Raw genomic sequence first — 18,432 nt, 5'->3', positions numbered from 1 at the left:
GATCATGGCTGTAGCACTCGACCAACCTGTAGCGCACTTCCAGGCCCAGGCCACCGGCGGGCAAACCGTGAGCCTGGCCGACCTCAAGGGCCGGCAGGTGGTGCTGTACTTCTACCCGAAGGACAGCACCCCGGGCTGCACCACCGAAGGCCAGGGCTTCCGCGACCAGCATGAAGCCTTTGCCGCAGCCAACACCGTGGTGTTCGGCGTGTCGCGTGACGGCCTCAAGTCGCACGAGAACTTCAAGGCCAAGCAAGGCTTCCCGTTCGAGCTGATCAGCGACAAGGACGAGGCCCTGTGCCAGCTGTTCGACGTGATCAAGCTGAAGAAGCTGTATGGCAAGGAGTACATGGGCGTGGATCGCAGCACCTTCCTGGTCGACAAGGACGGTGTGCTGCGCCAGGAATGGCGTGGGGTGAAGGTGCCCGGGCATGTGGATGCCGTGTTGGCAGCAGCTCAGGCACTGAACAAGGCTTGAGATCGTTGGGGGCGCTTTGCGCCCCTTTCGCGACACGAGGCCGCTCCTACGCCGGGCGGGGGCGGCCGGCAGTACTGCGGGGCCGGGCCGGCATCATCGGAAATCGCGTATGCCTGTAGGAGCGGCCCTGTGTCGCGATGGGCTGCAAAGCAGCCCCAAAATTACAGCATCGGTGACACAATAGGCTCCTGCCGCGGCCAGGCATCCAGCACAGCCTTGATCAGGGTCGCCAGCGGGATGGCGAAGAAGATCCCCCAGAACCCCCACAGCCCGCCAAACAACAACACCGCGCAAATGATCGCCACCGGGTGCAGGCTCACGGCCTCGGAAAACAGCAGCGGCACCAGCACGTTGCCATCCAGCGCCTGGATGATCGCGTACACCGTCATCAGGTAGATGAACTGATCGCCCCAGCCCCACTGGAACAGTGCAATCAGCGTGACCGGCACCGTTACCACTACCGCGCCCACATAGGGCACCACCACCGACAGCCCCACCAGCAACGCCAGCAGCGCGGCATAGTTGAGCCCCAGGCTGATGAACGCGATGTAGGTGGCAATGCCGCAGATCAGAATCTCGATGCCCTTGCCACGGATGTAGTTGGCGATCTGCCGGTTCATCTCGCTACCCACCCGGTTCAGCAGGGTGCGCTGGCGTGGCAGGTAGCCACTGACCCAGCGGCCGATGAGTTCGCGGTCCTTGAGGAAGAAGAACACCAGGATCGGCACCAGCACCAGGTAGATCATGGCATTGACCAGCAATGGCAGGCTGGACAGCGAGAAGGTCAGCGCCCATTGGCCAAACTTGCCGATTTCACCGCGCACCGATTCGATGGCATGCAGCACCTGCTCGTCCGACACCAGGTGTGGGTAACGCTCGGGCAACAACAGCAACAACGACTGCCACTTGCCGAGCATGCCCGGTAGCTCGTTGAACAGGGTGATCAGCTGGTGCCACAACAGCGGCACCAACACCAGCATGAACAGCGCCAGCGCCCCCATGAACAGGGCAAATACCAGCATCACTGCCAACCGCGTGGGCACCCGCAAGCGCTCCAGGGCATTGACCAGGCCTTGCATGAGGAACGCCAGCACCATGCCCGCCAGCACCGGCGCGAGCATGCCACCCAGGGTTAGCACGGCCGTGAACGCCAGGAACAGCAAGACTGCCAGCACCACTGCCTCTTCATCGGAGAAGTAGCGCTGCACCCAGTCGCGAAGCACTTTGAACATTGACGATCCTTGGTAAAGACTCAGGCCTTGCGCAGCCAGTAGGTGTAGGTGCCGGCCTCGGCCGTTTCCTGCAGCAGGGTATGACCGGCCAACGTGGCGAAAGTGCGGAAGTCGCGCTGCGAGCCGGTGTCGGTGGCGATCACCTTGAGCACCGCGCCGCTGGCCAGGCGGTTGAGCTCCATCTTGGCCTTGAGCAGCGGCAAAGGGCAATTCAGCCCGCTGGCGTCGAGTACGGCGTCGCAGGTCAGGGTGTCACTCATTGCAGGGTCTCCAAAGGCATTGCCAGACTGCTTGTTGGCAGGGCTGCCTAGGATAGCGCCACTGGTCGCCAACGTGTGAGCCCGCTACAGTAGCTATCTTTGACACCGACGCGAGCTTCGTGCATGAAACTACTGCGCCCTACCCTGCTGACGCTGGCCTGCCTGTTGGCCCTCCCCGGCCATGCTGACGACCTGCCATCACTGGGTGACGCCAGCTCCGCGATCGTTTCGCCGCAGCAGGAACACCAGCTCGGCCGCGCCTGGCTGAGCCTGTTGCGCGGCCAGGTCAACCAGCTCAACGACCCGCAACTCAAGGACTACGTCGAAACCAGCGTGTACAAACTGGCCGAGACCAGCCAGCTGCAGGACCGGCGCCTGGAGTTCATCCTCATCGACAGCCGCGAGCTCAACGCCTTCGCTGCGCCCGGGGGCATCGTGGGGGTCAACGGCGGGCTGTTCCTCAACGCACAGACGGAAGGCGAATACGCCTCGGTGCTGGCGCACGAACTGGCGCACTTGTCGCAACGCCACTTCGCCCGCGGCGTCGAGGCCCAGCAACGCATGCAACTGCCGATGATGGCAGCGCTGCTGGCCGGGATCGTACTGGCGGCGGGGGGCGCTGGCGACGCCGGCATCGGCATGATCGCCGGCACCCAGGCGGCGGCCATTCAGGAGCAGCGCCGGTTCTCGCGGCAAAATGAACAGGAAGCGGACCGCATCGGCATCCTGAACCTGGAAAAGGCCGGCTACGACCCACGCAACATGCCAACCATGTTCGAGCGCCTGGCCCGCCAGTATCGCTATGACGCCAAGCCACCGGAATTTCTGCTGACTCACCCGGTGACCGAGTCACGGATCGCCGACACCCGCAACCGCGCCGACCAGGCGCCACCGGGCGGCATCGAAGACAGCGCACGCTACCAGCTGATTCGCGCCCGCGTGGCGCTTATCTATGAAGGCACCCCGGGGCTGGCGGCCAAGCGCTTCCGTGCCCAGCTCGACGAAGACCCCAAACTCGATGCTGCACGCTATGGCCTGGCCCTGGCGCAGATCAAGGGCGGCCAGCTGAACGAAGCGCGGGAAATGCTCAAGCCGCTACTGGCCAAAGCGCCCAACGACATCACCTACAACCTGGCGCAGATTGACCTGGACATCACCAACAACCGCCTGGCCGATGCCCAGCAGCGCGCCGAGCGCATGCAGCAGCTATACCCCGGCAACTACCCGCTGAAACAGGTGCGCGCCGATTTGCTGGTGAAGCTGAACAAGCCTGCCGAAGCCGAGAAGGTGCTGGACGAGCTGGTGAAAAGCCGGCCGGATGATCCGGACGTGTGGTACGACATGGCCGAGGTGCGCGGTTTGTCGGGCAATACCATCGGCTTGCACCGGGCGCGGGCAGAGTACTTCACCTTGGTGGGGGACTTTGACCAGGCGATCCAGCAGCTGGATTACGCCAAGCGCCGGGCCGGCGGGAATTTCCCGCTGGCTTCGCAGATTGACCAGCGCCAACGCGAGATCATGGAGCAGCAGCGCATGGTCCGGGACATGATGGGGCGCTGAGCCCCGGGGCGGCCGTGGGGCACGATCGGGCTGCTGTGCAGCAGCCCCCGGCCATTACGCCGCGTCGTGTTTGCTGACCGGCTGCTGGATGAACCGCAACATCCACTCGCCCACCAGGTCGCCCTGGTGCTCGCTGGCCAGGCTGGCCACCGCCTTCTGGTACACTTCGTCACCCAGGTATTCCTGGCGCGCATCGAGCAGCGCGCGGGAGTAGTCGTGGACAAACTCCGGGTGGCCCTGGAAGCACAGCACCTGGTCGCGGATGTGGTACGCCGCATTCGGGCAGAAATCGCTGGAGGCAATGACCGTGGCGCCTTCCGGCAGTTCGGTCACCTGGTCCTGGTGGCTGATCAGCAAGGTCAGCTCCGGCACCTCAGGGTCCATCCACGGGGCGTGCGCCGCCAGCGAGTAGCGGTGAATGCCCACGCCCCAGCCCTTGTCGGCACGCTCGGCCTTGCCACCCAGGGTCAACGCCAGCAGCTGGTGGCCAAAACACACACCCAGCAATTTCTCGCCACGCGCGTAAAGCTTCAACAGGTAGGCCTTGAGCGTCTGGATCCAGGGATCGGTACCAAACGAGTCTGCCTTGCTGCCCGTGACCAGGTAGGCATCGAACACTTCGCTGTCGGCGGGGTAATCGCCGTTCATCACGTTGTACACACGAAACTCTGCGGCAATCGGCTGCCGCGAGAACAGCTGCTCGAACATCCTGCCGTAGCCCTGGTATTGCGCCGTCAATTCCGGCCGCAGAACATCGGTCTCAAGGATGCAGATGCGTAACGACATAGGATTAGTCCTGAACGACATGGGTGGGAATCTGCTGTAGAGCCTGACGCGAAAGGCACGTACAAGCAAGTAGGCGGCACTGACGAACGGTCACATTTTGTCGGCGCGCCGTGGATGGCTGCGCCACCGTCTAGCGAGAGCATGCTAGCGAGATGGCACATAGCCTCATAGCCATGAGGCCTCAAAATCTCGACAATTAGAACAAAGAGTTCTCGAACATGGATAACGCACGCCCTACTGTTGGTTGTATATCCACTAACAAAAGGCAGGCAGTAAAGGCGCCACACCACGCTACTGCGATCGACCCGAAGCGCGACAAGGAAGCCAACGGGTACTCAGGAATAACAACAAGAAGGCGGTCCGCCATGTTCAGACATTCGAAAATACGCCAAGCCGGGCTTATTTTATTCGCCACCACATTGCTGTTGATCGTGCCGAACCTGACACGGTTGTTCGGCTGACTGCAGCAGTGGCGTCTACGGGCAGTGCGCAGGTAACCTGCTGGCCTCTTTGGTCGGAGTGTACCCATGCGCCATTGCCTTGCCCTGCTTGCGCTGCTGCTGAGCCTGCCACTGTCGGCGGCACAACTGCACCTTGAACTCGGCGCTACCCAGCGCCAGTGGAGCAGCGAAGAACTGCTCAGCCACCCGCAAGCGCAGACCATCCGCATCGAGCACGACGTAGCCTACAAACGCCTCATGCAGTACCGGGCGGTGCCGTTGGCTGCGCTGTTGCCTGGCGTTACCGCCAGCGACCACCTGCAAGCGGTGGCGCTGGACGGTTTTGCCGCAGAAATGCCCGCTGCGCCGCTGTTGCAGAAAGGCCCGGCGCAGGCCTGGCTGGCCGTGGAAGACCCCGACCAACCTTGGCCACCGCTGGGTGCAGGCAAACCTGGCGCTGGGCCATTCTACCTGGTATGGACAGCAGCGCAGGCCGGCGGTATACGCCCGGAGCAATGGCCTTTCCAGATCTCAACCTTGCGCCAGCTCGCCCCGGTAGCCCAGCGGTACCCGGCACTGCTGCCCGACCCGGCGCTACCCGCCGACAGCCCGGTACGCCAGGGCTTTGCCCTGTTCCAGCAAAATTGCATGGCCTGCCACCGCCTGAACGGTGCGGGGGATGCGCAGGTTGGGCCGGACTTGAATGTGCCGCACAACCCCACCGAGTACTTTCAGCCGGGTTATTTGCGCATGTTGATCCGCGACCCGCAAAGCCTGCGGCAGTGGCCACAGGCGAAGATGCCGGGCTTTGCCGAAAGCGTGCTGAGCGACAAGGAGCTGGATGCGCTGCTGGGCTATCTGCAGCATATGGCCAAGCGCAAGCGTTAGTGGCTGCGTAGGGTAAACCCGCCCCTGCCTGGCGCGGGTGTGCCTGAGATGATGGCCACGCAGGGCTGCTAGGCCGTGAGCCGCTCGTGCTTGACCCCCCAACCCTCCACCTCGCCGCCATAGGGCGTCACCAACTGCTCGAAGGCCTCTTCAAAGTCGCCAATCCCACAATAGGTGGCATACATGACCTTGCTCAGTTCCAGGTGCCAGCCACCGTCGCCCTCCTTCACCTGGGCATTGAGCGATTCGCCGCGAAACTGCCTGGCAGCACGGCGCGCCCCGGCTTCGTCGGGGAATACGGCATAGAACTCGATGGGGTGGATCTGGGTGAAGTCGAAACCGCCTGCTTTCATCTGGCGCAGGACGTTGCTGCTGATATCGTCGTTCTGGCTGCTCATGAAACGTCCTCCTGAATAATGCAATGGATAGACTTTCCGTGCTACTGCGCACCTGCCGGCAGCGGCCGGGCAGTACGAGCTGATGCAAGACGCGAATGTATGCGGTGCCAGCCCGCATAATAGGCGAGCACCTGCTGACAGCGTAGCGCCTGCCAAGGCACCACGCAATCGTGTGGATCAGGGGTGTTCGTGAATGCTTGTGATCATTACGCCGCTGTGCTCGCGCAGCCAGCGTGCGGTGGGGGAAATGCTGCGGTCCTGGAAGTCGTTGAGGTCCAGCTCGGCCATTACCGGAAACAGGTGAGAACGAATGGCCCTCGCCGCCTCTTCCTCGCTAGGACGATGCTCGGCTTTCAACACCAGAGTGGACGGTTCGCCCTTCTGGTCGGCAAAAATGACTTCCCACTCTTTCATCTAACGGACCCTCTGAGTCAAGGAACACAGGGTGTGTGTTACGCCTGAACAACTGACCTTGGGGCAGGGAGAATGTTCAGTAGGATGAAAGCGGCAGGCGCCGAAACGTGGGGCCCCCATCGCGACCCAGGGCCGCCCACAGGGGTAGCGCCAGCACGAAGCTGGCGCAGCCACTGTGGCAGCGGGTGACCCGCGAGCTTTTACTTCGGTGTGCCGTGCACCACACCGGCGGTGTTGTCCAGCAGGCTCTTGGTGGCGGTCTGGATGTACGCTTCAAGCTGCTTGAGCAATTGCGGCTGGTCGGGGCTTTCGATCAGCTCGGCCTTGAACTCGCTGCCCAACTGGTAGCGGTACATGCGCGGGGTCATGTCCTTGGACTCGATCAGAATGCGGTCGCCCTGTACCAGGCCGACGATCTGTTCGCTGCCCGACGGCTTGATCATGCCCACGCCCTGGTCGCCCTCAGGCAGGTTGAGCAGGTCGCGCCCCCAGCACTGGTGGCGGGCCTTGCCACCTAGGCGGCCCATGATGGTCGGCACGATGTCGACCTGGGTGCCCACGGTGTGGTTGACCGCACCGAACTTCTCCTGAATGCCCGGGGCAATCAGCAGCAGCGGCACGTTGAAGCGGCCCAGGTCCAGCTCGGTGACCTGCTGGTGGTTGCCGAAACCGTGGTCGCCAACGATCACGAACAGGGTGTCCTTGAAGTACGGCTCTTTGCGCGCCTTCTCGAAGAACTGGCCCAGCGCCCAGTCCGAATAACGCATGGCGGTCAGGTGCTCGTCCAGGCGCCCCTGGCCGGTCACCTTCTCGACGGGCAGGTCTTTGGGCAGCGCATACGGGGTGTGGTTGGACAGGGTCTGCAGCAACGCATAGATCGGCTTCTTGCCATCGTGCTTGGCCAGCTCCTCGTTGCCGCGGTCGAACATGTCCTGGTCGGACACGCCCCAGGTGGGGTCGGAGAACACCGGGTTGACGAAGTCGTTGCGGCCAATGAAGGTGGTCATGCCCTGGTTGCCGAAGAACCCGGACTGGTTGTCCCAGGCGAAGTCGCCGTTGTAGACGTAGACGTCGTCGTAGTCACGGGCGCTGAGCAGGGCTGGCAGGCCCGACAGCTTGTGGCCGCCTTCCGGGGTTTGCATCAGGTACTCGAAGCCCGGCAGGTTGGGGAAGCACGCCATGGTGGCGAACATGCCCTGGTGGGTGTGCGTGCCGTTGGAGAAGAAGCGGTCGAACAGCAGGCCCTCTTTGGCCAGCTTGTCGAAGTACGGGGTGATGTTGTTCGGGCTACCCAGCGCACCGACCGAGTGGCCGGCAAAGCTTTCCATCAGGATCACCACCACGTTCTTGACCGCCAGGGTGCGCTCGGCCGGCGGCAGGAAGTCGCGGCGCACGGCAGCTTCGTCGGCATCGACCAGGGTGTCGTTCGGGGTCAGCAATTGCTTGCGCACGGTTTCGGTGGCCAGGCCCTGCTCCAGTACCGGCTTCCAGATGTTGGCGCGGTCTTCGCCGAAGCGGCTCTTGGCGGCGTCGATCAGGGTCAGGGTGCCGTTCAGGCCCAGCTGGTTGACGAAGTTGGAGTCGGTGGTGAACGCATCGCCCCAGCGCATCGGCGGGCCTTGGCGCAGCGTGCCACGGGCGGCGACCACGGCCACCAGCAAGACCACCATGAACACGGCCAGACGGTTGTACCACGGCGCCACGCGTTGTGCGCCCTGGCCCCGGGTGATGCGGTCGATGCCCTTGAACAGCAGGCTCAGCAGCCAGGTGCCGAAAGCCCAGGCCAACAGGTAGCGCACCACCGGGAAGCCGTACCAGAGCATGCTCAGTACGGTTTTCGGGTCTTCCTTGATGTACTGGAAGACCAGGCCGTTGAGGCGCTGGTGGAACTCGCGGTAGAAGTCCATTTCCATCAGGCCAAGGAACATCACCACGCTGGAGGTGAGTGTCAGCCAGAAACGGAACACCCCTCGCCGGGCCATGGCCCACGGGCTGAGCATGGCCAGCAACAGCGGAATGCTGAGGTACACCACCACCCGCAGGTCGAAGCGCAAGCCATTGATGAAGCCTTCGGCGACGGTCGAGTAAGGGGTATCGCCGATCATATCGCTGTTGTAGACCAACAGCGCCAGGCGCACGAGGCTGAGCATCAGCATTATCACCAGGCCGCTGAGCAGCGTGTAGGCCAGGTGGGATTTCAGGGTGGGCGAGAACGGTGCTCGCGCGCCCCGTTGCTTCAAGGCGTCCGTGTTAGCCATGAATGGGAAGGTCCTAGGATTGCGGGTTGCGAAGAGGGCGTTGGCACTGGGCCAACGCAGCATTGTGCGGGTGCGGATTCTGTTTAAACCAATGTGAAAATTTTGTCACGCGGGTGTTGCCGCTTTTGTCTGTTCCGGCCCTATCGCCGGCAAGCCGGCTCCCACAGGCCCCCACAATGCCTGGGGCTGTGGAGACCCTGTGGGAGCCGGCTTGCCGGCGATAGGCCAGCACAGGCATTCAGATCCGCACATTCCCCCGCGGCCCGGCGATAGCCCAGATCACCAGGCCCACCACGGGCAGCAGTGCGATCAGCAAAATCCACAACACCTTGCTGCCCACCTCGCTGCCGCTCTTGATCACGTTGAGGATGGCCCAGATGTCCAGCGCCAGAATGATCAGCCCAACCAGGCTGTTGAATGTCGACCCCATGCTTTGACTCCCTTTCAGAGGCTGTGCTGCACAGCATAGTCAGCTATCACGGCAATAGAAGGGAATCCTTGGCGGTGGCGGCAGGTCCCTGAGTAAACTGCCAGCAGCCATTGAACCGAGGTCCGCATGCCCGTCGCACAGTCCCAAAGCCCTACCCCACCCTCGCTGCGCAACGCCTGGCGCCAACAGGTCGTGAATGCCCCGTGGCTCAGCGCCGGGCTGGCGCTGAGCCTGCTGGCGGTTTGTGCATTGCTGGCGGCCAGCTTCTGGAACGCGGTGAACGGCGACCATGCCGACAACCTGCACTTGGCGCTGCTGGGCGGGTTGTCGGGGTTCGGCGCCACGGCACTGGGGGCAGTGCTGGCGGTGGTGCTGCGCGATGTGAGCGCACGCACCCAGGACGTGATGCTGGGCTTCGCCGCCGGCATGATGCTGGCAGCCAGTTCGTTTTCGCTGATTCTGCCAGGGCTGGACGCCGCCCGCGAAATCACCGGGAGCGGCCCGGCGGCGGCGTTTACCGTGGTACTGGGCATGGGCCTGGGCGTGCTACTGATGCTGGGCCTGGACCGCTTCACCCCGCACGAGCATGAAAGCACCGGCCCGTGTGGCCCCGATGCCGAGCGCATCAACCGGGTGTGGCTGTTCGTGCTGGCCATTACCTTGCACAACCTGCCAGAGGGCATGGCGATTGGCGTGAGCTTTGCCAACGGCGACCTGAACATCGGCCTGCCGCTGACCAGCGCCATTGCCATCCAGGACATCCCCGAAGGCCTGGCCGTGGCGCTGGCCTTGCGCGCTACCGGCTTGTCGAACTTCAAGGCTGCACTGGTGGCCATTGGTTCGGGGCTGATGGAACCGCTGGGGGCGGTGATCGGGCTGGGTATCTCGACCGGCTTCGCCCTCGCCTACCCCATCAGCATGGGCCTGGCGGCGGGGGCGATGATCTTCGTGGTCAGCCACGAAGTGATTCCCGAAACCCACCGCAACGGGCACCAGACGGCGGCGACCCTGGGGTTGATGGGTGGGTTTGCGGTCATGATGTTTCTGGATACCGCGCTGGGCTGAAGTTTTGGGTTGGCTGTACAGGCCCTCAGGCATGCACGGCAACTTTCAGCGCTTCAAGGGCCGGCTCGACCTTGATCCCCAGCTCCGCGCCCAGTTCCAGCACCCGCGCCAGGTCGTGCTGGCCCACCATCACCATCTGCAGCTCGTCATCCAGCAATTGGCTGAAGTTCAGCAGCACATAACCGCCAGCCTCCTTGTTCAGCGCGCCCATCTGCACCTGAATGCGGTTCAAGGCAGTCAGCGGTTCGGTCCGGGCCAGTTGTTTGGGCTTGAGGGTGAACGGCACGCTGTTGTCGAACGAGTCGCTGATCTGCTGGAACAGCGCCTGGTAGCTGTCGGCCTGGAACACCACGGTGTCCGGCAGGCTGCCCAGCACCACCCATTCGCCCAGCGGGATCGGGAAGGTGTCGTCGTAGTTGATATCAGGGTTGGCGGCGAGGAACGCGGCCGGGTCGGCGTAAGCCTGGGCGGCCTCGTCGGCGATGCGCTCGATGTCGGCCTCGCGCATGCAGCCAGCGCCAATGAGGCTGATGAATTCGAGCAACTGAGTTTTCATGAGGGGGGCCTGCGGCGGGTGAAAGTCGCCAAGGATAGCCGCAAATGCCCCCAGGCCGTTAGCCGGCCTGCACTTGCAGGCGTGCTGCGGTATCCACCGCGCCCATGGTGCGCGCGGCCATCAGCGCGGTGGCCCCGCGGGCGTCCTGGCGCGCCGGGTCGGCGCCCTCGGCCAACAGGTAATCGAGGATCTCGCAGCGGTTGAACATGGCCGCCAGCATCAGCGCCGTGCGCCCATCCTGGGCCGCTGCGTCTACCGGCACGCCGTGCTCGAGCAACAGGCGGATCATTGCCAGGTCACCCTTGAAGGCGGCACCGGCTATCGGCAACTGGCCGTTGTCGTTGGCAATCAGCGGGTCGGCGCCGTGGGCAAGCAGCACACGCACTGCGTCATGGTGACCGTGGTAGCTGGCCAGCATGACCAGGGTGTCTCCTTTGTGGTTACGCAGGTTGGCCGGCAGGCCGCTGGCGAGCAAGCGCTCGAGCATCTCGGCATCGCCCTGGCGGGCCCGTTCGAACACCTGCTCGGCAAAGGCTGCGGTTTCGTCATCGGTCATGGTGGCGTGTGCGGCTTGGCTGGTCATCGGGAACCTCCTTGCGTAAATGATTGCCCAAGTGTTTGTCAGGCACGCAATTGCGGTCAAAGGTTCATATTCTATTGCGCCGATAGCTACCGCCCGCTTCGTGCAAATTGCACTGTGCAAAATGCACGACCTTGCAAGCTGCACGGAAGCGCTTCTGCAAAAGCGTTGTAAGCCACTGAATTTAAAGGAATTTTCATGAATTCAGATTCTGGCACGGTCACTGCAACTACCTACTCATGTCTGCCACACATCAGCCAGGAGTTGCTATGGACCTTATTCAGCAAAAATTCGTCTCGGTATTTTCGGCCTACGAAGTGACCACCCAGGCTCGCCCGGACGGCGGCGTGCTGCTGACCCTGCGTGCGGCTGATGGCAAAGTGACCCGACGCGTACTGACCTATGGGCAAATGCACAGCGCCGAGCAGCTGTCGTGGGCCATCAGTGCCATCCGCCGTGACCTGGCTGAACAGGCCAGTGAGCTGCCGGTGATCTCGATGCTGCAGAGCCAGCAACGGTTTGCCTTGCCGACCTACCGCTGAGTGCTGTGGAGCCTGAACGGCCCTCTTCGCGGGTAAACCCGCTCCTACACTGAATGCGTGATGCCATGTGTAGGAGCGGGTTTACCCGCGAAGAGGCCGGTGCAGGCATTACAACTCGTCAATGCCCAGAAATGCCCGCGCACTCACATCCCCGGTAAATCTCGCCTGCACACCCTGCTCGCTGCCATACAAACGCAAGGCCAGGCAGAACGGCGCCTCACCCAGCTCCACCCAGCGCCGCGTGCCAGCCGGCACGTGCAATTGATCCCCCTTCTCGCACAACACCGAATACACCCACTCGCCCACCCGCAGCCCCACCTGCGCGCGCCCGCTGATCACGGCGAAAACCTCGTCGGCGTCATGCACGTGTTCATCGCGCACATCAACCTGCGCGGGGTCCTGGCCGTCACGGTTGAGCAGTACGAATGCCTTGCTGCCCTGCGCGGTCATCAGCTGGTCGAGGTACGCGCGGCACGCCGCCAACACCTCGTCATGCGCAGTGCCTGGGCGCACCCGTACGCCAGGTTCGGCATGTTCTAAACGCACGCCGTGTTCAGCCAGGGTTGCGGCGATGTCATCGTGGTGGGTCAACACCTTGTGCGGCAATGCCGGGCTGGCGGTGTGGAAAACGCTGAGAATGCTCATCAGGGGCGGGTCCTGGTCGGTTGCGAACAAAGGCCAATGATAACGGCTGCAGCCAAGGCTGCGGCACTGGCCATACCAAAGGTGAAGCTGGGCCCCAGCAGTTTCCAGCTGTAACCCGAATACAACGCCCCCAACGCGCCGCCGGTACCCGACAGCGCGGCGTAGAAGGCCTGGCCCTGGCCCTGCTGGCGAGCGCCGAAGCTGGCCTGCACGAACGCGATGCTGGCGGCGTGGAAACAGCCAAACGTGGCCGCATGCAGCAGTTGGGCGAAAACCAGCACCGCCGGCTCGGCCGCCAAATTGCCCAACAGCAGCCAGCGCACGCCGGCCAGCAGGAAACTGGCCAGCAACACACGTTGCACGCTGAAACGGGCGAACAGGCGGCTCATGCACATGAACATCAACACCTCGGCCACCACCCCCAGTGCCCACAGCAAACCGATGGCGCCACGGCTGTAGCCCAGGTGTTCCAGGTGCAGGGTAAGGAAGGTGTAGTACGGGCCGTGGCTGAGCTGCATCAGCGCCACGCAGGCATAGAAGGCGATCACACCGGGCGCACGCAGTTGGCGCAGGAAGCCGCCGGCAGCGCTGCGCTCGCCCTGCTCCACCGGCTGGGCATTGGGCACCCACAGGCTGGCGGCGACGATACCGCCCATGATGATGACCAGCGCCAGCGGGTAGATGTCCAGGCTCAGCCACTCGAATACACGACCCAACCCCACCACGGTGAGGATGAAGCCGATCGAGCCCCACAGGCGCACCTGGCTGTAGCGTGCCGTTTGCCCATGCAGGTGGGCCAGGGTGATGACCTCGAATTGCGGCAGTACCGCGTGCCAGAAGAACGCATGCAGGGCCATTACCAGCGCCAGCCAGGCGTAGCTTTTGCCGAAGAACACCAGGGAGAAGCTGGCCAGCGTGCACAGCGCACCCAGGCGCACGATCAGCAGGCGCTGACCACTGCGGTCGCCCAGCCAGCCCCACAGGTTGGGGGCAATGCAGCGCATCAGCATAGGGATGGCCACCAGCTCGCCGATGCGCGGCGGGCTAAAGCCCAGGTGGTCGAAGTACAGGGCCAGGAACGGCGCGGTGGAACCGAGCAGAGCGAAATAGAACAGGTAGAAGCTGGACAGGCGCCAGTAAGGGATGGGGTGCATGGGGTGGCCTTGTTGGGGGCCTGTAGCGGCCCTATCGCTGGCAAGCCAGCTCCCACAGGGATCGCATCAGGGCTGACAGGTGTTTGTCAGAAGATATGCAGCGCCTGTGAGAGCGAGCGCCGCCCGCGCGGCGCATCGCGAGCTGCGCTCGCTCCTACGTTTGTTTCGGGCCAATTATGCCTGTGGGATTTGTGCGCGAACACCTTGGCGCATACCTCAATATCGCGCCGTACAAACAAGGCGGTCGCGCGCACCCGGCACAGGGGTTACTGGCCCGAAACAAACGTAGGAGCGAGCGCAGCTCGCGATGCGCCGCGCGGGCGGCGCTCGATCTCACAGGCGCTGAAGATACTGCGGCTACCCTTGCCAAAAACCATAGAATCTCCCACAGCCGGCCCACAATGTACTGGTTTGTGGTGACCCCGTGGGAGCTGGCTTGCCAGCGATGGGGCCGGTGCAGGCAGATCAGCGCTGGCCCAGCACCGGGGTAGTCACCTGCACATCGGCATTTTGTGCACGGTGGCGCAGCAGGTGGTCCATCAGGGCGATGGCCATCATCGCCTCGGCGATCGGCGTGGCACGAATACCCACGCACGGGTCGTGGCGGCCCTTGGTGATCACCTCGACCGGGTTGCCATCCACGTCGATGGAACGCCCCGGGATGGTGATGCTGGACGTCGGCTTCAGCGCCAGGTGGGCCACGATGGGCTGCCCCGAGGAAATGCCACCCAGAATGCCGCCGGCATTGTTGCTGAGGAAGCCCTCAGGGGTCAGCTCGTCACGGTGCTCGGTGCCCCGCTGGGCCACGCTGGCGAAACCGGCGCCGATTTCAACGCCCTTGACCGCGTTGATGCTCATCAGCGCGTGGGCCAGTTCGGCGTCGAGGCGGTCGAAAATCGGCTCGCCCAGGCCAGGCATCACGCCTTCGGCAACCACGGTGATCTTGGCGCCCACCGAATCCTGGTCACGGCGCAGTTGGTCCATGTACGCCTCCAGCTCCGGCACCTTGTCTGGGTCGGGGCTGAAGAAGGCGTTCTGCTCCACCGATTCCCAGGTTTTGAACGGGATTTCGATCGGCCCCAGTTGGCTCATGTAGCCGCGCACGGTGATGCCCTGGCTGGCCAGGAACTTCTTGGCGATGGCACCGGCGGCCACGCGCATGGCGGTTTCGCGGGCCGAGCTGCGGCCGCCGCCGCGGTAATCGCGCAGGCCGTACTTGTGGTGGTAGGTGTAGTCGGCGTGGGCCGGGCGGAACAGGTCCTTGATAGCGGAGTAGTCCTTGGACTTCTGGTCGGTGTTGCGGATCAACAGGCCGATCGAGCAACCGGTGGTGCGCCCTTCGAATACGCCGGACAGAATTTCCACCTCGTCGGCTTCCTGGCGCTGGGTGGTGTGCCGGCTGGTGCCGGGCTTGCGCCGGTCCAGGTCGTGCTGCAGGTCGGCGAGGGAAATTTCCAGGCCCGGTGGGCACCCGTCGACAATGGCGACCAACGCCGGGCCGTGGCTTTCGCCAGCGGTGGTGACAGTGAACAGCTTGCCGTAGGTATTGCCGGACATGGACGCTCCGCGAGATCTGCCTGAAATGGACGAAAGCGGCAGTATACAGATGGTTTGATCGCCTGTGCTGGCCCTTTCGCGGGCACGCCCGCTCCAACAGATATCGCCCCCTGTGGGAGCGGGCATGCCCGCGAAGAGGCCAAACCTGCCAAGCCCCCAGAACCTTCCCCAAAACATTGGGTCAAACCCACATCTCCCCATGTAGTACCGCATGATGTCGCGCCTTGTCGCCTTGTTCTTCTTGCTGTGTACCGGCCTGGCCCAGGCCGCCGCCCCCACCGTGCTGCAACGTCCCATCGACCTCGACACCGGCCAGGGCGTGCTGCACGGCAGTTTGCTGCTGCCGCAGCAAGCCACACCGCCGCCGGTGGTGCTGATCATTGCCGGCTCTGGCCCTACCGACCGTGACGGCAACAACCCGGCCTCGGGCAGGGTCGACAACCTCAAGCGCCTAGCCCTGCTGCTGGCCAACGAACACATTGCCAGCGTGCGCTACGACAAGCGTGGCGTGGCTGCCAGCCAGCCTGCCGCACCCGATGAGCGGGACCTGAGCGTGGAGCGCTATGTGGCCGACGTGGTCGCCTGGAGCCACAAGCTCAAGGCCGACCCGCGCTTTGGCCCGCTGATCCTGATCGGCCACAGTGAAGGTGCGCTGATTGCCAGCCTGGCCGCCGAACAGGCCGGGGCCAGCGCCGTGATTACCCTGGCCGGCAGCGGCCGGCCAATGGCCGACGTGTTGCGCGAGCAGCTGGCCCAGCGCCTGCCGCCGGCGCAGTTGGCCGGTGGCAGCGCCCTGCTCGACCGCCTGCAGGCCGGGCAAACCAGCCTGGACGTGCCGGCACCGCTGCGCCAGGTGTTCCGCCCGAGTGTGCAGCCCTACCTGATTACCCTGTTCCGGCAAAACCCCGCCGCCGCCTTCGCCCGCCTGCCGATGCCGGCGCTGATCGTGCAGGGGCGCAACGATGTGCAGGTGGACGTGGCCGACGCCGAACGGCTCAAGGCAGCCAAGCCGGATGCGCAGTTGGTGTTGATCGACGGCATGAACCACATGCTGCGTATCAGCCCCAAAGACATGAGCCAGCAACGCGACAGCTACCTTAACCCTGAGTTGCCCCTGGCCCGCGAACTGGGTGAGCGAATCGTGACCTTCATCCAGCATTTGCCTTCGGCCTGAGGCAACGCCCTCAGGTCTGCGGTCTGCCTGCCGATACAGCAGGCATAGCCGAGGACCAGCCCGATGACCATTGCCCCCGCCGCCGCAGAGCCGGCCGAAGAGCCCCAGGACAACCCCGCCCAGCCCTGGGCCGACCTGCCGGTCGAACACTTCCAGCTATTGCGCCTGGCCGCGCTGCCCACCGACCGCAGCACCGGCGCCCGGCCGCTGCGCTTTGTGCAGTTCGGCTATGCCGAGCGCCATGACAAGGCCCACAGCCTGCTGCGCATGGAGATCCAGCTGCCTGGGCAGAAGGTACACAAGGAACAGAACCGCCTGGACATCCGCGTGGACCATGCCGAACGCCGGGTGCGTATCGGCAACGCCCAGGGCTTGCAGCTGGAGCCGGTCAACCGCGGCATCGGCCGCTTCCTGCTGGCCCAGGCCGCGCAGTGGCTGCAGCGCAAGTGGTCGCATTACCAGGTCGAGGGCATGCCCTTGCCGAACAAGGACGCGCTGAACGAAGACTCACGCCTGCGCCGTGACCACTGCCTGCGTGGGGTGGGCATCGAGGTGGAGTACGAAGACGCCCAACACCTGAAAGGCCGCACCGTGGAAATGCCTGTGGGGCAGTTGAAAGCAGCCTGGAGCAATGAACGGCTGCAACGGGTGGCTATCCTCGATGCGGCCAGTTTGCTGCAGCAGGCAGACCAGCAGTTGCAGGAAAAAGACGCACAGCTGCGCGAGCGTGATGAGCGGGTGGCCAAGTACCAGCGTGAAGATGGCGGGCTGCGCTTTACCATTACGTGCCTGGTGGCGTTTGCGGTGTTTCAGGCGGGGCTGCTGATCTGGATTGCAACCCGTTAAGACCGCGTTGCCTGTTTCGCGGGCTTGCCCGCTCCCACAAGGACCGGTGATATACCTGTGGGAGCGGGCGTGCCCGCGAATGGGCTGCAAAGCAGCCCCGTTCGGAATCAGACGCGGCCCTTGAACAGCTCCTGATGCTGGCGGCACTGCTCAGCGGTCAGCATGAACACCCCATGCCCGCCGCGCTCGAACTCCAGCCAGGCAAAGTCCACCTCGGGGTACAGCGCCTCCACATGCACCTGGCTGTTGCCCACTTCGACGATCAGCAAGCCTTTTTCGGTGAGGTGGTCGGCCGCTTCGGCCAGCATGCGCCGCACCAGGTCCAGGCCATCATTGCCACAGGCCAGGCCCAGCTCCGGCTCGTGGTGGTACTCGGCCGGCATGTCGTCGAAGTCCTCGGCGTCGACATACGGTGGGTTGGACAGGATCAAGTCGAAGCGCTGCCCCGGCAAGCCGGCAAAACCGTCGCCCTGTACGGTGTACACGCGGGCGTCCAGGCCGTGGCGCTCGATGTTCTGGTTGGCCACTTCGAGGGCCTGGAACGACAGGTCGGCCAGCACCACTTCGGCCTCGGGGAACACGTCGGCGGCGACGATGCCGATGCAGCCCGAACCGGTGCACAGGTCCAGAATGCGTGCCGGCTCGTTGGCCAACCACGGCTCGAAGCGCTTTTCGATCAGCTCGCCAATGGGTGAGCGCGGCACCAGCACGCGCTCGTCGACAATGAACGACATGCCGCAGAACCAGGCCTCGCCCAACAGGTAGGCAGTTGGCACGCGCTCTTCGATACGGCGCTTGAGCAGGTGCTGCAGGCGCACCCGCTCGTCGTCTTCGAGCATGCAGTCCAGGTAGCTGTCGGCCACCTCCCATGGCAGGTGCACCGCACCCAGCACCAGCAGACGGGCTTCGTCCCAGGCATTGTCGGCACCATGGCCGAAGAACAGGTCATGCTCATGGAAGCGGCTGACTGCCCAGCGGATGTAGTCGCGCAGGGTGCGCAGGCGGGATGTGATCACGGGGTACTCCTAATTCAGAACGGACAAAAGTCTAACAGCCTGGGGCACAGATTTGTTCCATCGCATGGTTGCCGGGCTAGCCACAGGCCAGTAACCATGCCACTTGCGTTGTCAACCATTCCCATTGGCGCCAATGCAGGGGAGAATAGGTGC

General features: G+C 63.8%; 21 protein-coding genes. 8 read left to right on the top strand and 13 right to left on the bottom strand.

Annotated elements, in window-relative coordinates; genetic code table 11:
• Positions 1-4: 4 nt before the first annotated feature.
• Positions 5-478 carry a peroxiredoxin gene (locus tag DMX12_RS13050; RefSeq protein ID WP_009682013.1) on the top strand — a complete coding sequence of 158 codons (474 nt, stop codon included), beginning with the start codon at positions 5-7 and terminating at the stop codon, positions 476-478.
• A gap of 161 nt (positions 479-639) precedes the next feature.
• Here the strand turns inward: DMX12_RS13050 and DMX12_RS13045 are convergent, their stop codons facing one another.
• Positions 640-1,710, bottom strand: a complete 1,071-nt coding sequence (locus tag DMX12_RS13045) for an AI-2E family transporter (RefSeq protein ID WP_029887111.1) — start codon at positions 1,708-1,710, stop codon at positions 640-642.
• Positions 1,711-1,730: 20 nt separating this feature from the next.
• Entirely contained in the window at positions 1,731-1,970 is a 240-nt protein-coding gene (locus tag DMX12_RS13040) for a sulfurtransferase TusA family protein (RefSeq protein ID WP_009682015.1), read from the bottom strand.
• 123 nt (positions 1,971-2,093) lie between these two features.
• Here DMX12_RS13040 and DMX12_RS13035 point away from each other — a divergent pair, with 123 nt between their 5' ends.
• On the top strand, positions 2,094-3,530 hold the full coding sequence (locus tag DMX12_RS13035) for a M48 family metalloprotease (protein ID WP_029887110.1): 1,437 nt from the start codon (positions 2,094-2,096) through the stop codon (positions 3,528-3,530).
• Positions 3,531-3,584: 54 nt separating this feature from the next.
• On the opposite strand, the gene DMX12_RS13030 is transcribed toward DMX12_RS13035, so the two are convergent.
• Positions 3,585-4,316 (bottom strand): amidotransferase, encoded by a 732-nt coding sequence (locus DMX12_RS13030; protein WP_110677954.1) that lies wholly within the window; start codon positions 4,314-4,316, stop codon positions 3,585-3,587.
• A gap of 218 nt (positions 4,317-4,534) precedes the next feature.
• Here DMX12_RS13030 and DMX12_RS28995 point away from each other — a divergent pair, with 218 nt between their 5' ends.
• Positions 4,535-4,777, top strand: a complete 243-nt coding sequence (locus DMX12_RS28995) for a hypothetical protein (protein ID WP_125854757.1) — start codon at positions 4,535-4,537, stop codon at positions 4,775-4,777.
• A 66-nt stretch (positions 4,778-4,843) separates the two neighbouring features.
• Positions 4,844-5,644 (top strand): cytochrome c, encoded by an 801-nt coding sequence (locus DMX12_RS13025; RefSeq protein ID WP_110677952.1) that lies wholly within the window; start codon positions 4,844-4,846, stop codon positions 5,642-5,644.
• A gap of 68 nt (positions 5,645-5,712) precedes the next feature.
• Here the strand turns inward: DMX12_RS13025 and DMX12_RS13020 are convergent, their stop codons facing one another.
• From DMX12_RS13020 to DMX12_RS13005, 4 genes are all read right to left on the bottom strand, one after another.
• The gene (locus DMX12_RS13020; RefSeq protein ID WP_054881731.1) at positions 5,713-6,042 is read right to left on the bottom strand and encodes a ribonuclease E inhibitor RraB; all 330 of its coding nucleotides are present in this window, start codon (positions 6,040-6,042) and stop codon (positions 5,713-5,715) included.
• Between the two features lie 177 nt (positions 6,043-6,219).
• On the bottom strand, positions 6,220-6,456 hold the full coding sequence (locus tag DMX12_RS13015; protein ID WP_110677950.1) for a hypothetical protein: 237 nt from the start codon (positions 6,454-6,456) through the stop codon (positions 6,220-6,222).
• A gap of 200 nt (positions 6,457-6,656) precedes the next feature.
• The gene (locus tag DMX12_RS13010) at positions 6,657-8,714 is read right to left on the bottom strand and encodes an LTA synthase family protein (protein WP_110677948.1); all 2,058 of its coding nucleotides are present in this window, start codon (positions 8,712-8,714) and stop codon (positions 6,657-6,659) included.
• A 238-nt stretch (positions 8,715-8,952) separates the two neighbouring features.
• Positions 8,953-9,144: a PLDc N-terminal domain-containing protein gene (locus tag DMX12_RS13005; protein ID WP_009683250.1), complete on the bottom strand. Its 192-nt coding sequence runs from the start codon at positions 9,142-9,144 to the stop codon at positions 8,953-8,955.
• 126 nt (positions 9,145-9,270) lie between these two features.
• On the opposite strand from DMX12_RS13005, the gene DMX12_RS13000 reads away from it, so the two are divergent.
• Complete coding sequence (locus DMX12_RS13000; RefSeq protein ID WP_054911873.1) at positions 9,271-10,209, top strand: ZIP family metal transporter; 939 nt, start codon at positions 9,271-9,273, stop codon at positions 10,207-10,209.
• 25 nt (positions 10,210-10,234) lie between these two features.
• Here the strand turns inward: DMX12_RS13000 and DMX12_RS12995 are convergent, their stop codons facing one another.
• Complete coding sequence (locus DMX12_RS12995; protein ID WP_009683248.1) at positions 10,235-10,765, bottom strand: hypothetical protein; 531 nt, start codon at positions 10,763-10,765, stop codon at positions 10,235-10,237.
• Between the two features lie 58 nt (positions 10,766-10,823).
• Complete coding sequence (locus DMX12_RS12990) at positions 10,824-11,348, bottom strand: ankyrin repeat domain-containing protein (RefSeq protein WP_054881728.1); 525 nt, start codon at positions 11,346-11,348, stop codon at positions 10,824-10,826.
• A gap of 266 nt (positions 11,349-11,614) precedes the next feature.
• Here DMX12_RS12990 and DMX12_RS12980 point away from each other — a divergent pair, with 266 nt between their 5' ends.
• Entirely contained in the window at positions 11,615-11,887 is a 273-nt protein-coding gene (locus DMX12_RS12980; RefSeq protein WP_054890614.1) for a DUF3509 domain-containing protein, read from the top strand.
• 108 nt (positions 11,888-11,995) lie between these two features.
• Here the strand turns inward: DMX12_RS12980 and DMX12_RS12975 are convergent, their stop codons facing one another.
• The 3 genes from DMX12_RS12975 to aroC all read right to left on the bottom strand — a co-directional run bounded on the left by DMX12_RS12975 (position 11,996) and on the right by aroC (position 15,243).
• Positions 11,996-12,532: an oxidase gene (locus DMX12_RS12975; RefSeq protein ID WP_110677946.1), complete on the bottom strand. Its 537-nt coding sequence runs from the start codon at positions 12,530-12,532 to the stop codon at positions 11,996-11,998.
• Entirely contained in the window at positions 12,532-13,686 is a 1,155-nt protein-coding gene (locus DMX12_RS12970; protein ID WP_110677944.1) for an MFS transporter, read from the bottom strand. The genes DMX12_RS12975 and DMX12_RS12970 overlap by 1 nt, the downstream gene beginning before the upstream one ends.
• A 465-nt stretch (positions 13,687-14,151) precedes the next feature.
• Positions 14,152-15,243: a chorismate synthase gene (aroC, locus tag DMX12_RS12965; protein WP_110677942.1), complete on the bottom strand. Its 1,092-nt coding sequence runs from the start codon at positions 15,241-15,243 to the stop codon at positions 14,152-14,154.
• A 211-nt stretch (positions 15,244-15,454) separates the two neighbouring features.
• Between aroC and DMX12_RS12960 the strand changes: the two genes are divergently transcribed.
• Both DMX12_RS12960 and DMX12_RS12955 read left to right on the top strand, forming a co-directional pair.
• Entirely contained in the window at positions 15,455-16,417 is a 963-nt protein-coding gene (locus DMX12_RS12960) for an alpha/beta hydrolase (protein ID WP_110677940.1), read from the top strand.
• Between the two features lie 63 nt (positions 16,418-16,480).
• Entirely contained in the window at positions 16,481-17,263 is a 783-nt protein-coding gene (locus DMX12_RS12955) for a hypothetical protein (RefSeq protein ID WP_009683239.1), read from the top strand.
• A 107-nt stretch (positions 17,264-17,370) separates the two neighbouring features.
• Here DMX12_RS12955 and prmB read toward each other — a convergent pair whose 3' ends face one another.
• Entirely contained in the window at positions 17,371-18,279 is a 909-nt protein-coding gene (prmB, locus tag DMX12_RS12950; protein WP_009683238.1) for a 50S ribosomal protein L3 N(5)-glutamine methyltransferase, read from the bottom strand.
• Positions 18,280-18,432 lie beyond the last annotated feature (153 nt).

This window comes from Pseudomonas sp. MB-090624, from assembly GCF_003205245.1.
In the GTDB taxonomy this organism is placed as follows: Bacteria; Pseudomonadota; Gammaproteobacteria; order Pseudomonadales; family Pseudomonadaceae; genus Aquipseudomonas; species Aquipseudomonas juntendi.
This window is presented reverse-complemented; position numbering and strand designations above follow the sequence as displayed.